This is a genomic window from Acidaminobacter sp. JC074, from assembly GCF_022496765.1.
In the GTDB taxonomy this organism is placed as follows: Bacteria; Bacillota; Clostridia; order Peptostreptococcales; family Acidaminobacteraceae; genus JABXKX01.
In genome coordinates this window covers 1-13,964 of the sequence record NZ_VANV01000007.1, presented here as the reverse complement: position 1 = coordinate 13,964, position 13,964 = coordinate 1, and the positions used below count along the sequence as shown (strand labels likewise).

The window sequence follows — 13,964 nt, the reverse complement described above, 5'->3', positions numbered from 1 at the left end:
GAGTGACGATGGATTTTTATGAAGCATTGATGGACCATCCTATAATAGGCGCTATTGATACATCAAGGGATGTATCTTCAGCACCTTGTTCCATCTTCTTTATATTGGATGGAGATATTTCTGAACTGAGTCATCAGATAGATAGTATCAAAGCTATTGGGAAGAAAGTCTATGTGCACATGGACTTGATACATGGCATTAAGGCCGATGAAGCAGGACTAAGGTTTGTTAAATCTCTTGGTCCTGACGGCATCATTACAACCCATAGTCGGTTGATTACAAAGGCAAAAGACCTAGGATTATTTGCTATACAGAGGCTATTCTTATTAGATAGGAAGAATCTCAAGTCAGGCATCAAATCCATTAAGAAAAGCCAGCCAGATGCCATAGAAGTATTACCAGGCGTTGTTTATAAGGCAACAAAAGAACTGACAGAAGAAACCAAGATACCTGTGATTACAGGTGGCTTGATTATGGATAAAGAGGATGTCATTAACAGCTTAAAGATTGGTGCGATTGGTGTATCGACGAGCTTAGAAGAACTATGGACATTATAGGGGGAAGAAATGGACAAGTATATCTTATCATTTGATCAAGGAACAACCAGTTCACGAGCAATCATCTTTGATCACAAGGGTGCAATCATTGAAGTTGCCCAAAAGGAATTTGCACAAATATATCCAAAGCCAGGTTGGGTAGAACATGATCCAATGGCCATTTGGGGTTCACAATCGGGAGTGGCTAGAGAGGTACTTGAGACAGCAGGCATCAGACCGGATCAAATTGCGGCCATTGGTATCACCAATCAAAGAGAGACCACTGTTGTATGGGACAGACATACCGGAAAGCCGGTTTATAATGCCATTGTATGGCAGTGTAGAAGAACAGCAGAAATTGTAGATGACTTAAAAAGAAAAGGCTTGGAAGATTACATAAAAGAAACAACAGGACTTGTGTGTGACGCCTATTTTTCAGGCACTAAGATCAAATGGATTTTAGATAACGTTGAAGGGGCTAGAGAAAGAGCCGAAAGAGGCGACCTCTTATTTGGTACCATCGATACTTGGTTGATTTGGAACCTAACAAGGGGGAAAGTTCATGTAACGGACTATACCAATGCCTCACGTACCATGGTCTTTAATATTAAAACACTTCAGTGGGACGACAAGCTTTTAGAAGCCTTAGATATTCCAAAATCAATGATGCCAGATGTAAAGGCCTCTAGTGAGATTTATGGCACAACCGATGAACAAACCTTTGGTGGGGCCTTGATTCCGATTGCTGGGGTAGCAGGTGACCAACAGGCGGCTCTATTTGGACAGACGTGTTTTGAAAAGGGTGATGTTAAAAATACTTATGGGACAGGCTGTTTCGTTCTAATGAACACTGGTGACAACCTGATTCATTCTAAAAACGGTCTTCTGACAACCATTGCCTGGGGCATGGATGGTCAAGTGACTTATGCTTTAGAGGGTTCTATATTTATTGGTGGTGCCAGTATCCAGTGGTTAAGGGACGAAATGCGTTTGATTCACGATGCAGATGACAGTGAGTATTTTGCCAGTAAAGTAGACGATACAAACGGTGTATATGTGGTACCTGCTTTTGCAGGCTTGGGAGCGCCTTATTGGGATATGTATGCTAGAGGTGCCATTGTTGGCTTAACAAGAGGGGCCAATAAGAATCATATCATTCGAGCAACACTTGAGTCGATCGCTTATCAATCAAGAGATGTTATGGATGCTATGGGAAGTGATGCCGATTTAGCCATTAAGACCATTGCAGTAGATGGTGGTGCTGTTAAGAATAATTTCTTGATGCAGTTTCAATCAGATATCATCGGTAAAAAAGTGGTTAGACCTGAGGTGACGGAAACCACAGCTTTAGGGGCTGCTTATTTGGCTGGTCTTGCAGTAGGCTACTGGACTTCAAAAGAAGATTTGATTTCAAACCATCAAATTGGTAGAGAGTTTACACCGAGTATGGCCTTTGAAGAAAAAGAAAGAAGATACTCCAAGTGGCAGAAGGCTGTTAAAAGGGCCATGTCATGGGAAGAGGATGAATAAGACAAACATGAAAAAAAGCTCTTTCGAGCTTTTTTTCTGGGATTGTAATAAATTTGGTTGTATTAATATAGTGTTATATTAAGTAAGGACTTAATATTAGTGGGCTATAAGGAAATCTTTTATGATACTATTATAGTATACTTACTAAATTAAATCAATAGCAAATTTGAAATAATTACAAAAAGAATAAGATGACCTTATTCTTCTTTGTCTTTGTACATATTTTGATCTGCAAAGTTGTAAAGTACATCTAGGTCAACGCCGTCATCCGGGTACATGGCCACACCTGCTGATATAGAAATTCTGATATTTGAGCTGGCGACGATAGGGTAGTCCTTTACAGAGTTTTTAATTCTTTCCGCAATGCCTTCAAGCAAGTCTAGATCATTGATGTTTTCTAATATGATGATAAATTCATCACCACCGATTCTAAAGATCTCTTGACCTTTTCTAAGGTCATTTTTTATCTTATTAGAAAAATTAATAAGAATTTCATCACCAGTTTTATGACCATAGGTATCGTTGTACTTTTTGAAGTGGTCAATATCTATGACAATGATACCAATCTTGTATTGGTTGATCTTAGCAATATTAAAGATACTTTCAGCATACTTATAAAGATAGTGACGGTTGTATAAGCCTGTTAATGGATCGTGGTTGGCATTATGAATATTGGTTTGGTTGTCTATATAAATTGAAAAGACTTTAAATGATCCGAGTATGGATACCAAAAGAAAGACAAATGGTAACAGGATGAACCAAGAATTACTAAGTGCCCAACCGCCTTCAGGTTGCAGATAGATGGTCCATTTAAAGATTTCATTTTTTAGTGTAAAAACCATGTCATCATTATGACCAGCATAATTCTTATCGTAAATGGTCCTGCCATTGGATTTGATCATAAAGCTGACCTTGTTGATTTCAGCTGTTTCATCTAAAAAGCCAGTAAACTTGTCTCCGTCAACGACAATAGAGATTTGACCAAAGTATGCATCATTTCTTCTAATAGGCATTCTAATGATATAAGCATTGCCGCCCTGTACCAGGTCTACAGGCCCAGTTAGAATGGTTACACCCTCATTTTTTACTTGGAGAACATCTTCTCTTTGACCAGGTATCTCAGCTAGGTCAACGCCTATAGCAGCCTGATTGGTCTCATATGGATAGTTCCATACAATGGTCGTGTCTTCGATGATACCGATGTTTCTAATAAAGGTATTGGACCCTTCAAATAAAAGGTCTAAGAAGGTATAGATGTTTTCTCCTGTTAGCTCATCAGTCGTTTGAATATATGCAGAAAAGCCTCTAAGAATATTGAAGTTGGTATCAATAACACCTGATACACGGTCTTCTATAACAATGTATTTTTCTGCTAGATTGTTTCTTTTTTCAGTCATGACGCTGTTGTAAATAAGAATTTCTATGATGAGCAAAACTGAAAAGATAAGAACGCCAAATAAAATGGCTAAGATTTTTCCCTTGTTCTTTTGATTTATATTCATAATTCACGCTCCTATTTTATATATACCATTTTATAAAAAGCTTATTCACATAAGTGATAAAGCTTAAAAAAAGGGTATAGGGTTACTAGGAGGGCAAGTATGAGTGATTTTAACAACGACGATTATTTAAAAGGACAAGTGATCAAGCAAATACGCCAGAAGAAAATGACCTCTTACCAAGTGAAACTAGAATCAACTGATTATAAATTAGATAAGGACCTCCTTGACGAGACCTTGTTTTCTCTGCAGAACAGGGTCAAAAAAGGCGAGCTTACCTACGAAGAAATCCTTAAGTTCTATCTTAATCGCATTCATGATAATCAGGATTTAAATGCTTTGATTTGTATCAACAAGCATGCTGTCAATGAGGCACGTCAGAAGGTATACGATGACAAGCACAGCCTTCTTTATGGTATCCCCGTACTTGTAAAGGACAACATCTCTACTAAGGACATGCCGACAACGGGTGGGGCTGTCGCACTAGAAAACCTTCAAACAGAGGATGCAGAAATTATAAGACTTTTAAAGGAAGCGGGTGCCATTATCCTAGGCAAAGCCAACTTATCTGAATGGGCAAACTTTATGTCCACAGAATCATCTAATGGCTATTCAGCATTAGGTGGACAAACCATGAATCCTTATGGGTCCTTTGATGTTGGTGGTTCAAGTTCTGGTTCAGCTGTAGCTGTTGCCAGTCAACTAGCACCTCTAGCCATTGGTACTGAAACAGCAGGTTCTATCATATATCCTGCTAGTCAAAACGGCATTGTTGGTTTAAAACCGACACTGGGCCTTATCTCTCAGGATAAGATCATACCCATTTCAAAGAGTCATGACACGGCAGGTCCAATGGCAAGGTCTGTTAAAGAGATTTATGAACTCCTTAAGTGTATGACCATGATTCAACTAAGAAAGCCCGTATTTAATGAAAGGGCCTTTAAGAATAAGAAGGTAGGGCTTATCGTTAATAATGAGGTGACAACCTATTATAGAGAAGGTGATGACCTTATCATCAATGAGGCCATTAGGCATTTAGAAAGCATTGGTGCTGAGGTCAAAGAAATAAAACTGGATGACAGGGCCTTTGACACCAAGGTTTATGACATTTTAAAGTACGAGTTTAGACTGGGGGTAAAATCTTTTTTACAAGGACTTAAGACTGACATAAAGAATCTAGGTGACGTCATTAAATTTAACCAAAAGGATATGGATGCTTTGGCACCCTTTAATCATGAAATCATCAAACAGGCATACTTAGAGTACTTTGATCCTGATGAAATAAACAGTCAAACCGAGCAAAATAGAAATTTTACAAGACAAAGTCTTGATAAAGCTTTAGAAGATGTCGATATACTTATGACCTTAAGTAATTACTCTACATCGGTTTATGCACCAGCTGGCTATCCGGCCATTTGCCTCCCAGCAAGTTATAGGGCAAGTGGAGAGCCTGTCGGTATCACCTTTATAGCAAGTGCACACGAAGATATAAAACTACTAGAACTGTCATATGCATTTGAAAAGTGCATTACTAGAAAAAATCCAAGGAGGCTTACATGAGAAAAATCGTAGTGGAAAATTACAATCCCAAATGGGCGCACGCTTTTAATGAACTAAAAGCAGCTTATGAAACTCACATTGATATGGAGCTAAGAATTGAACATGTGGGCTCTACTTCAGTACCAGGTTTAGCGGCTAAACCGATTATTGATATCGACATTGTTGTTACAACTAAAGAAGAAGTTTTAAAGCTTATTGACGCTTTAGAGGAACTGGGGTATATCCATCAAGGCGAACTTGGTATTCCAGGTAGACATGCCTTTAAAAGATCTATTGAAGATGTGCCATTGATGTATGAACATCATTCTAAATGGCCAGCCCATCACCTGTATGTGGTATATGAAGATTCTCTAGCATTTAAAAATCATATGACCTTGAAAGACTATTTAATGGCTCATGAAGATGCAGTTAAAGAGTACAGCGAGTTGAAACTGGCACTTGCTCATAAATATCCTCATGATATTGATATGTATGTCAAAGAGAAAACACCTTTTATAACCAGGGTACTCAGTGCTTGTGAGTTTACACCTGAAGAAGTTGATGAAATAACAAAAATGAATGAGTAACTTGACATTTGGCCTCCATTTAGGTAATCTAATCTTGTGTGTAAATGGAGGCAGTCATGGAATTCAAATGGACGACAAAATATTCGGTTAATAATGAACTCATAGATGTACAGCATCGTATGCTATTTGCTATTATTAACGATTTGAATACCTATATCATCAATGGTCAAGGTTTAGAGAATATTGAAGAAATATTAAATAAGATGTCAGCCTATGCAACGCTGCATTTTAGGACAGAAGAAGATATCCTACTAAAGTCTAATTACACTGAATATCAAAAACATAAAGATTACCACGATAGCTTCAAAAAACAAATTTTAAAATCTACTCAAGAAGTCATCAGTAATAAGAATGAAAAAACGGTTATAGAAATCCATCGTTTTTTAATGAATTGGTTAACCAGTCATATTCTTGATGAAGATGTTAAATACAGTGAATTATTAAATTAACTTGAGGAATCTCAAGTTTTTTTTGTTATAATTATAATAGAAACACATCAAATGGAGGCACAAATGCGAGTTGTTAATGTATCTCATAAATTACATAATAAATATCTAGCAAAAGATGTATATGACAACGAAGGCAGATTGCTTCTAGGTAGAAATGTACAGTTAACACCTTCTTTAATTGATAAGTTAATAGAAAGTGATGTCTTTATTGTCTACATAGAAGATCAACTGTCTGAAGGTATAGAAGTAAAAAATGTTATCAGTGATGAGCAGATGATTCATTCTGTTAGATCAGTTAAACATATCATGAACAATATCACTAAACAGGATTCTGGTGTACCGACAATGATCAGAGAAGAAGATTTAGCTCTTGTTGGTGATATCATCAAAGAACTCATTGAAGCCCTCGAGGAAAATGAAGGGGCCCTTTATACGGTTGTAGAGCTTTTAGGTGCAGATATGTATACCTATAAACACTGTGTCAATGTAGCCGTTCTTTCAATACTCACTTGTAAGTCACTCTCATATGACTATGAACTGACCAAACACATAGCCATGGGTGCCTTGTTACATGATATTGGTAAGGCTGCTGTAAAGGACAATCTGATTCAAAAAATTGAACCTTTAACAGATCAAGAAATGAAAGAGGTACATAATCATGTCATCTATGGTTATGATGCTATTAAGGATGATATCAGTTTATCTGGTTATACCAAGCAGATAGTAAGGCTTCACCATGAAAAAAGAGATGGTTCAGGTTATCCACTGGGTCTTAAGGAAACAGAAATACCTGATTTCGTAAGAATTGTGACCATCTGTGATATGTTTGATGCTATGTCGTCAACTAGAGCCTATAAGAAATCTATGCCAGTTTATGAGGTCTTAGATATTCTGATGGCCGAATCTGTCTTTAAGTTAGATCCAGTTATCCTTCAGATGTTTACTAAAAATATCTGTGTTTATCCACCAGGATCTGGTGTTAAACTAGATGACGGTAGGTTTGGACTGGTAGTGAACTATAATAAGTTTTCACCTACACGTCCTGAAATAAGAGTCTTTGAAGATAATTTAGGCAATATGAATGTAAGTCATATTGACCTTCAAGAAGAACGTACCTTGTTTATAGAAAAAACTGTGGCAACAGAGATCATTAAGGAACACTACAAATTGTAGATTTGGGTGTTCTTTTTGTATACTATGATACTACTTTTATGATAAAATAGATTAAAGGGAGTATTTATGAGGAAATGGGTTATCGTATTAATGGCAACATTTTTGGTGGGTTGTTCGCAAAGTGTTTCTCCAATTGAGGAAACAGAGCATTTACAAGCCACTTTAAAAGCTATGCCTGAAAAAATTGAAGAAAAGACATCTTTTTATATACATGATGAACTGATGCCGACTTATGGTATGTTGAGTGATTATCCTTCAGAAGCATTGATTGACTGGGATATGGAGACCGGTCTTGAAACCGATGAGTGGTTATCTTTTCAACTGGTTAAGTCTGAAAATATCAGATCGGTTGAGTTGTTTACTCAAGGTGTCAATCAAGTAGAGATTGATATCAATGGTCAAGTGATGGTTTATCACATCAACAAGTCACACCAGATCATAGATTTTAATGAACAGAGATTTTCTAACCTAGTAAAGATAAGAGCTTTAGAAGGTAGTATCAGAGACGTTCATATATCCTATGACCTGCAAGTGGATGAAGAGACTTATGGCGTATTCCAAGAGATGAATCAAGATTTACAGACTTTAGAGTCTTATGATTGGTCTTCTGAACCACTTGAGGCCTTTAACACACTGAACAAGGTTTATGATGACTTTACCTTATCAGAAGTTGAAATCTTGTCAAAAGACATAGACATTAACAGGTTGATGGTCATTGATAGGGGGATTGGTTGTCCTTATTCTCTGATTGGTAAAGTTGTTTCAGTTGAGCTGAAAGACCAGTATTATGAAGTGACAGTAGATACCATTATCGATCATGTGGAAGTCTTGGTATATTCAAAGAAAGTTTATAGTGAAAATGATATTTTTCAAGAACACTGTATCTTGATTGATAAAAACAATATGATGAAGTTTATCACGATTCACTAGAATCGTGATTTTTTTTGTAAAAAAAGGGAATCTATAAGATAGCGCGAATTAATAAAGAGGAGGTCTTATGATACTATCAAATAATGTTCAAAAAGCACTAAATGACACACTCGTCTATCATAGACACCAGAAAAGAAAGGGGACTGATATTCCATATGCAGCCCATCCTATCTCCTTAGCGGTTTTATTAATAGATGGTAAATTTAGTGAAGAAATGGTTATAGCAGCCTTATTACATGATACAATAGAAGATACCAGCATGACAGAAGCTGAGTTAAAAGAACGTTATGGTCAGAGGGTTTACGATCTGGTCATGGCTTGTACTGAAAAAGATCAGTCACAGCCATGGGAAGAGAGAAAACGTCATACCATAGAAAAGTTTCATAGATTAGATGAAGAAGCCAAGTGGATACTTCTTGTTGATAAACTTCATAACATTTACAGCATGACTGAGCAGTACAAGCTTGTAGGTGATAGGTTATGGCAGTTTTTCTCAAGAGGTTATGACAAACAAAAATGGTATTATGGTGAGCTACTAAAAACCTTTAGTCAGCACAAACCTTTTCATAATCATGATTTATTGAAACGATACGAAGAATTTTATTTAGAACTGTTTGAGGAATAAGTATGAGAAAAATAATCATAGGTTTAATGTTGTTCTTATCATTTGGTCAAGTATCATTTGGTGAAGATATCCATATTGAAGTAAATGGTGAAGAGAAGGTCTTTGAACAAGCACCACTAATTGTTGAAGACCGTACCATGGTCCCGATTAAGTTTTTACTAGATACCCTGGGTTACAAGGTTGAATGGCTTGAAGAAACCAGACAGGTAAAAATGAACAGAGGGTCAAATGAGATTTTACTTACCATAGGTGAACATGATATTACTTTAAATGGCCAGGCCTATTATTCTGATGTGATACCACAAATCATTAATGACCGTACTTATGTCCCTGTAGCTGTACTGGCTAAGATTATAGGTTCAGATGTTTTATGGAATGGTGAAACAAGGACTGTTTCTATTAATGAAAAACTTGACTATATCAATGTTTATTATGGTTCGGGTTCCTATAATAACTTTAATGAAATCAAACAAGACTTAGATAAGGTTGATCAGGTTTCATATGCATGGGCCCAACTTCAGATAGACAATGGTCAGGCAATACTGAATACAACATCTGTAAACAACAATAAAATGTTTTATCCAACTGGTCATGAACTGGTAACAGATATAGAGGGGCATAAGCTTTTAAATATTTATTCGAATGGTCCTTATGACCAAGTCTTTACAAATACTCAGGGTTTGATTCAAAGTATTAAGACTAAAATTGCCTCACCGGCATCTGATGAACCAGAGTTTGATGGCGTGGTTTTAGACTTTGAAGGTATGTCTAGTGAGAACTTTGGTGACTATATCATCTTTGTTGAACAGTTGAGAGAGGCTCTGCCTTATATAAGTATTGATGTGGCTTTACAACCAAGAGATTATGCCTATGAAGACATGTTGCCACTGGTTGACCATATGATTTTGATGTTACATGATTATGAATCTAAGTTAGATGTGGTTGTCAATCTTAATCAAAGCTATGTTAACCAAGAGACAGCATCCATTGAAGATATAAAAGAAGATTTAGATAAAATTTTAGAGAACATTCCTACATGGCAAAGAGATAAGATTCTCTTACAGTTTAATCTTGCAGTAGTACAGTGGCAGGGTAATACAATCTATGAGGTAACTAGGTATACACCGGATTATGAAAAACTCATAGAGCGTATGAAGCTTATTGATAACAAGGATTTCTTCTTTAAGGAAACGGCTCAATTGCCTTATGTTCATTATCAGGCCGACGGTCTTGTTAATACAATTTGGTATGAAAACGAAAGCAGTCTACAAGCCAAGCTTAAGTTGATTTATGATTATGATTTAGGTGGATTATCACTATGGCAGATTGGTAACTTACCAAGTCAGACCTTTAGTGAAGAAAAAGAAACCTATAATTTGAGAATTTGGGAAAAGATTATAGAAAACAGCAAGTCTCTTGATTGACCTTGCTGTTTTTTTGGTATATATCTAACGGAGGTGTAATATGACAAAATTTAGAGGTATGGTCCTAGGTGCATTTGTTGGTGATGCTTTAGCATTAGGCGCACACTGGATCTACAATGTAGATGACATTAAAAAGAAATTTGGTCGAATCTCAGATTTGACAGCACCTGAAGCTATATACCACGATGGAAAAGTAAAAGGTGATTATACCCATTACGGCGACCAAGCCTTAATGGTGCTTCAATATTTAAAGCTTAACAGAAGAATTGAAGACCAGGAGTTTTATGACTTCTATGAAAACTATATGATTCATTACAAGGGCTATAAGGATCATGCGACCAAAGAGACCTTGATGAATCTTAAAAATGGTATGACAAAAGGTTCTAACTCAGGAGAGCTAGGAGGCTTTGTCCGTTTTCCTGGTATCATTTATTTAAATCAAAAACAAGTACAGGTGGGGATAGACCAGGCTGTACTACTGACCAAGCTGACTCATCAGGATCCGGTTCTTTTAGATAGGTCGACTTTCTTAGCCAAGCTATTATACCAAGTGCTTAAAGGTGATGAACCAACTGATGCCATAAAAGCCCTAAAAAAGGATGCATCGAAGCAAATCTACGATGACATAGAAAAGGCAAAGAGCATGCTTTCTTATCCAGCGACTCAGGCTATTAAACAGTTTGGACAATCATGTGATTCTAACAATGCCTTTCCGGCAGTGCTATACTTTATAATGAAGTATCAGGATCATTTCAGTGAAGCTTTGATTGAAAATGTAATGGCAGGTGGTGACTCTGCTGCAAGAGGCATGGTCATAGGTGGTATACTTGGTGCTTACCATGGTGAAAAAGAAATTCCTGTTAATTGGCTGGCTGGTATGAATCAGCTGAAAACTTTAGAGAGTTTACTTCAGAAATAAAAAAGGACTCAGCACATTGTGCTGAGTCTCTTATGTTCATGATTCAAAGAACCAATTGAACGAATGGATTAATTTAAATACATTAAGTATCTTTGGATCTTTAATTCGTATTCTGCTCTTGCAGCTTCTTTTCTGTTATCCGGATATAATCTGTTTTTTCTTCTTAACTTCTTCATAAAAGCCTCCTAGAATTTTACACCAAATCTATTTAAGTCTACTGTCATAAATGTTGGCTTTGTGTTTTTCTTGTTTCTTCTGAATAATTTCTTTAACATTTATTTTCTCCTTTCATCTTTTAACTGATATCAGTATATGATGTTGGGTGCAAGCCACATCAATAGCTTTTTTTAATTTTTTTTCATATTTTTTATTGAGAGTATAGGTCTAAGTCAATAGTAAAATCTAAATGTCTTAAAAAGAATTTTACAACTAGTCTGACTCTTTAGGAAAACGTTCGTTTCAAGGCTTTGGCCATGTATGGGGTTAACCCCATACTTTTAAGTACTAGGTGACAATTTTTCATTTATGGGTATAATAGAGTAGAGACTAATAAGAAACGACGAAAAAAGAAGGATGGCTATGAAAAAGGAACATAAATATTTATCTTGGGGCATACTGGTATTTGGCTTTGTGATTGTTTTCTTTCACAGATTGGCAATAGGATCAGTATCAGATTTTTTAATCAGCGATTTAAAACTTGATAGTGTGCAGATAGCCAATCTTACAGCTATGACATTTTACGGCTATGCGCTTATGCAGTTACCGGTTGGTATCATGGTTGACACCATCGGTGTAAGAAAGCTTTGTACAGCTGGTATGGCTATAACGGCCTTAGGTTCTATTCTATTTGGCCTATCGGATGTTATCGCACTTTCTTATCTAGCAAGACTTATGGTGGGTATAGGTACAGCAACCATCATCGTATCGATCATGAAACTGCAAGCCACTTTATTTCCAGCCAACATGTATTCCACATTATCAGGCTTAACATCTTTATTTGGTAACTTTGGTGCATTCTTTGCAACCATACCACTGACTTATCTGGCTTTAAATCTTGGCTGGAGACAGACCTTTATTATACTAGGTATACTAACAGGCTTTTTATCTATAGCAATCTATGTGTTTGTTAGAGAAGGTCATGATACCTACAAACGTGAAAAAATCAATGTTAAAGAAGCTGTTAAGTTTGTTCTTACCAATAAAAAAGTATATCCAGACTTTTTCATTATGGTTTTCTTCGTTGGCTCATTAACTGCCGTACTCGGCTTATGGGGTAATGGCTATATGAAAAATGTCTATCATATCACTAATGAAAAAGCAGCTTATTACTTATCATTTATTACATACGGCTTTATAGTAGGCGCACCTATAGTAGGGAAGTTATCAGACTATCTAGGCGGAGAAATCAAGAAAATACTATTATTTGCTTCAGGTGGTTATTTAACCATTTGGGCATATGTACTTTTAATTTATAAGGGACAACCACCTATCGGACAGTGGCCAGTCATTTTCTTTATCATGGGAATTTTGATTATCTGCCACATTCTTGTCTTTTCAAATGTTAAAGAGGTCAACCCACTTAAATATACAGGTATTGCTATATCAATCGTTAATATAGGTGAATTCGTAGGTTCAGGTTTAATCAGTCTTTCTATGGGGTATTTGATTAAGAGATTAAGCCTTACAAATATGTTAGCTGAAGAGGTTTATAAGACTGCTATGATACTTGTTTTAGTATCAGCAGTATTAAGTTTTATATCTGTGATTTGTATGCATGGTAAAAAGGAGCGATTAGAAGATGAAACTGGGAGAGTTACTGGATAAGCAATTTGGATATCAAGTTTTCGAGTACGGTGAAGAAGCTTATCTTAAAGTTTTTGATCCAGATATACCGCTTAAGCGTGTGGTTAAAGAATATGAAATCACCAGCAAAATCAATCAGGTTTATATACCTTCTGTAAAAGCAATAGACCTTCTAGAAATAGATGATGCTTACGGTATTGTGTATGAAAAAGTTGAGGGTATAACACTGCTTTATTCTTTAGAAGATGATCCACAAAGACTGGATGATATTGCAAAGTCACTAGCAAAAGTACACGCTGACCTTCATAAGTTAGAAATAGACGACTTACTTTCACAGGACGCCTATTTGGAAGAACAAGTAGAAGACTGCGACTATTTAACAGATGAGGAAAAAGCGGGCTTTTTAATGTCATTAGAAGGTCTACCACATGGACAAACCTTTTGTCATGGTAATTACCATTTAAACCATGTAATTGTGAATCATTCAGAACATGTTACTGGCTTTTCAGAAGCCTTTACCGGTCATCCAATGTCAGACGTTGCCAAGGCAGTAATCATTATGTCTGTGCCTAGATTTATTGAGGGTGCAAAAGATGAACTCCAGACTCAGATCAAACAGCTTAGACTCAAGTTTGTTGAGGTTTATCTAGATTACTATGCATCATTTGGTAACTTTGATAAAGAGGCTTATGACCAGTTTTATAAGCTTATGGCTGTAACAAGACTGAACGTAGGACATGACATAGAAAGAGATTGGTTGTTAAATGTAATCAGAAGCTAGCGTAGTGCTAGCTCTTTTTTTAGGCTCTTTGTCAAATAGTGTTGGTGGAGAGTAATTCACAAATTTAAATGTAATTGCGGTTTAGGGCTAATAGTCTTAAACCGCTTTTAGTTTTAGCATTCCTTGTGTGATGAGTATTCTGTTTCGAAAGTGCACATAACTTCTATAA

General features: G+C 36.4%; 13 protein-coding genes. 12 read left to right on the top strand and 1 reads right to left on the bottom strand.

Translation table 11 applies throughout. The features are described from left to right. Positions 1 to 8: 8 nt before the first annotated feature. Complete coding sequence (locus EZV73_RS08480) at positions 9 to 557, top strand: glycerol-3-phosphate responsive antiterminator (protein WP_240839832.1); 549 nt, start codon at positions 9 to 11, stop codon at positions 555 to 557. 9 nt (positions 558 to 566) lie between these two features. Then, positions 567 to 2,066, top strand: coding sequence for a glycerol kinase GlpK (glpK, locus tag EZV73_RS08475; RefSeq protein WP_240839831.1), 1,500 nt, complete (start codon positions 567 to 569; stop codon positions 2,064 to 2,066). 197 nt (positions 2,067 to 2,263) lie between these two features. Here glpK and EZV73_RS08470 read toward each other — a convergent pair whose 3' ends face one another. Then, positions 2,264 to 3,568: a diguanylate cyclase gene (locus EZV73_RS08470; protein WP_240839830.1), complete on the bottom strand. Its 1,305-nt coding sequence runs from the start codon at positions 3,566 to 3,568 to the stop codon at positions 2,264 to 2,266. A 99-nt stretch (positions 3,569 to 3,667) separates the two neighbouring features. Here EZV73_RS08470 and EZV73_RS08465 point away from each other — a divergent pair, with 99 nt between their 5' ends. The 10 genes from EZV73_RS08465 (at position 3,668) to EZV73_RS08420 (ending at position 13,795) form a co-directional block, all read left to right on the top strand. Then, a complete protein-coding gene (locus EZV73_RS08465; RefSeq protein WP_240839829.1) occupies positions 3,668 to 5,125 on the top strand; it encodes an amidase family protein in 1,458 nt (485 codons plus the stop codon). After that, positions 5,122 to 5,691 carry a GrpB family protein gene (locus EZV73_RS08460; protein ID WP_240839828.1) on the top strand — a complete coding sequence of 190 codons (570 nt, stop codon included), beginning with the start codon at positions 5,122 to 5,124 and terminating at the stop codon, positions 5,689 to 5,691. Before EZV73_RS08465 ends, EZV73_RS08460 begins: the two co-directional genes overlap by 4 nt. 56 nt (positions 5,692 to 5,747) lie before the next feature. Continuing rightward, complete coding sequence (locus EZV73_RS08455) at positions 5,748 to 6,140, top strand: bacteriohemerythrin (RefSeq protein WP_240839827.1); 393 nt, start codon at positions 5,748 to 5,750, stop codon at positions 6,138 to 6,140. A 63-nt stretch (positions 6,141 to 6,203) separates the two neighbouring features. Beyond that, entirely contained in the window at positions 6,204 to 7,313 is a 1,110-nt protein-coding gene (locus tag EZV73_RS08450; protein WP_240839826.1) for an HD-GYP domain-containing protein, read from the top strand. Between the two features lie 66 nt (positions 7,314 to 7,379). Next, the gene (locus EZV73_RS08445) at positions 7,380 to 8,243 is read left to right on the top strand and encodes a hypothetical protein (RefSeq protein ID WP_240839825.1); all 864 of its coding nucleotides are present in this window, start codon (positions 7,380 to 7,382) and stop codon (positions 8,241 to 8,243) included. Between the two features lie 67 nt (positions 8,244 to 8,310). Next, positions 8,311 to 8,868: an HD domain-containing protein gene (locus EZV73_RS08440; protein ID WP_240839824.1), complete on the top strand. Its 558-nt coding sequence runs from the start codon at positions 8,311 to 8,313 to the stop codon at positions 8,866 to 8,868. 2 nt (positions 8,869 to 8,870) lie between these two features. Beyond that, positions 8,871 to 10,292 carry a stalk domain-containing protein gene (locus EZV73_RS08435; protein WP_240839823.1) on the top strand — a complete coding sequence of 474 codons (1,422 nt, stop codon included), beginning with the start codon at positions 8,871 to 8,873 and terminating at the stop codon, positions 10,290 to 10,292. Between the two features lie 40 nt (positions 10,293 to 10,332). Then, complete coding sequence (locus tag EZV73_RS08430) at positions 10,333 to 11,211, top strand: ADP-ribosylglycohydrolase family protein (protein ID WP_240839822.1); 879 nt, start codon at positions 10,333 to 10,335, stop codon at positions 11,209 to 11,211. 579 nt (positions 11,212 to 11,790) lie between these two features. Then, complete coding sequence (locus EZV73_RS08425; protein WP_240839821.1) at positions 11,791 to 13,035, top strand: MFS transporter; 1,245 nt, start codon at positions 11,791 to 11,793, stop codon at positions 13,033 to 13,035. Next, the gene (locus tag EZV73_RS08420) at positions 13,010 to 13,795 is read left to right on the top strand and encodes a phosphotransferase family protein (protein WP_240839820.1); all 786 of its coding nucleotides are present in this window, start codon (positions 13,010 to 13,012) and stop codon (positions 13,793 to 13,795) included. Before EZV73_RS08425 ends, EZV73_RS08420 begins: the two co-directional genes overlap by 26 nt. The last annotated feature ends 169 nt before the right edge of the window (positions 13,796 to 13,964 follow it).

Excerpts from the sequence above, each read along its gene's own strand:
- EZV73_RS08440 (WP_240839824.1), top strand. The coding sequence starts at position 8,311 with ATGATACTATCAAATAATGTTCAAAAAGCACTAAATGACACACTCGTC.
- EZV73_RS08470 (WP_240839830.1), bottom strand. The coding sequence starts at position 3,568 with ATGAATATAAATCAAAAGAACAAGGGAAAAATCTTAGCCATTTTATTT.
- EZV73_RS08420 (WP_240839820.1), top strand. The coding sequence starts at position 13,010 with ATGAAACTGGGAGAGTTACTGGATAAGCAATTTGGATATCAAGTTTTC.
- EZV73_RS08480 (WP_240839832.1), top strand. The coding sequence starts at position 9 with ATGGATTTTTATGAAGCATTGATGGACCATCCTATAATAGGCGCTATT.
- EZV73_RS08435 (WP_240839823.1), top strand. The coding sequence starts at position 8,871 with ATGAGAAAAATAATCATAGGTTTAATGTTGTTCTTATCATTTGGTCAA.
- EZV73_RS08465 (WP_240839829.1), top strand. The coding sequence starts at position 3,668 with ATGAGTGATTTTAACAACGACGATTATTTAAAAGGACAAGTGATCAAG.
- EZV73_RS08445 (WP_240839825.1), top strand. The coding sequence starts at position 7,380 with ATGAGGAAATGGGTTATCGTATTAATGGCAACATTTTTGGTGGGTTGT.
- EZV73_RS08425 (WP_240839821.1), top strand. The coding sequence starts at position 11,791 with ATGAAAAAGGAACATAAATATTTATCTTGGGGCATACTGGTATTTGGC.
- EZV73_RS08430 (WP_240839822.1), top strand. The coding sequence starts at position 10,333 with ATGACAAAATTTAGAGGTATGGTCCTAGGTGCATTTGTTGGTGATGCT.
- EZV73_RS08450 (WP_240839826.1), top strand. The coding sequence starts at position 6,204 with ATGCGAGTTGTTAATGTATCTCATAAATTACATAATAAATATCTAGCA.
- EZV73_RS08460 (WP_240839828.1), top strand. The coding sequence starts at position 5,122 with ATGAGAAAAATCGTAGTGGAAAATTACAATCCCAAATGGGCGCACGCT.
- EZV73_RS08455 (WP_240839827.1), top strand. The coding sequence starts at position 5,748 with ATGGAATTCAAATGGACGACAAAATATTCGGTTAATAATGAACTCATA.
- glpK (WP_240839831.1), top strand. The coding sequence starts at position 567 with ATGGACAAGTATATCTTATCATTTGATCAAGGAACAACCAGTTCACGA.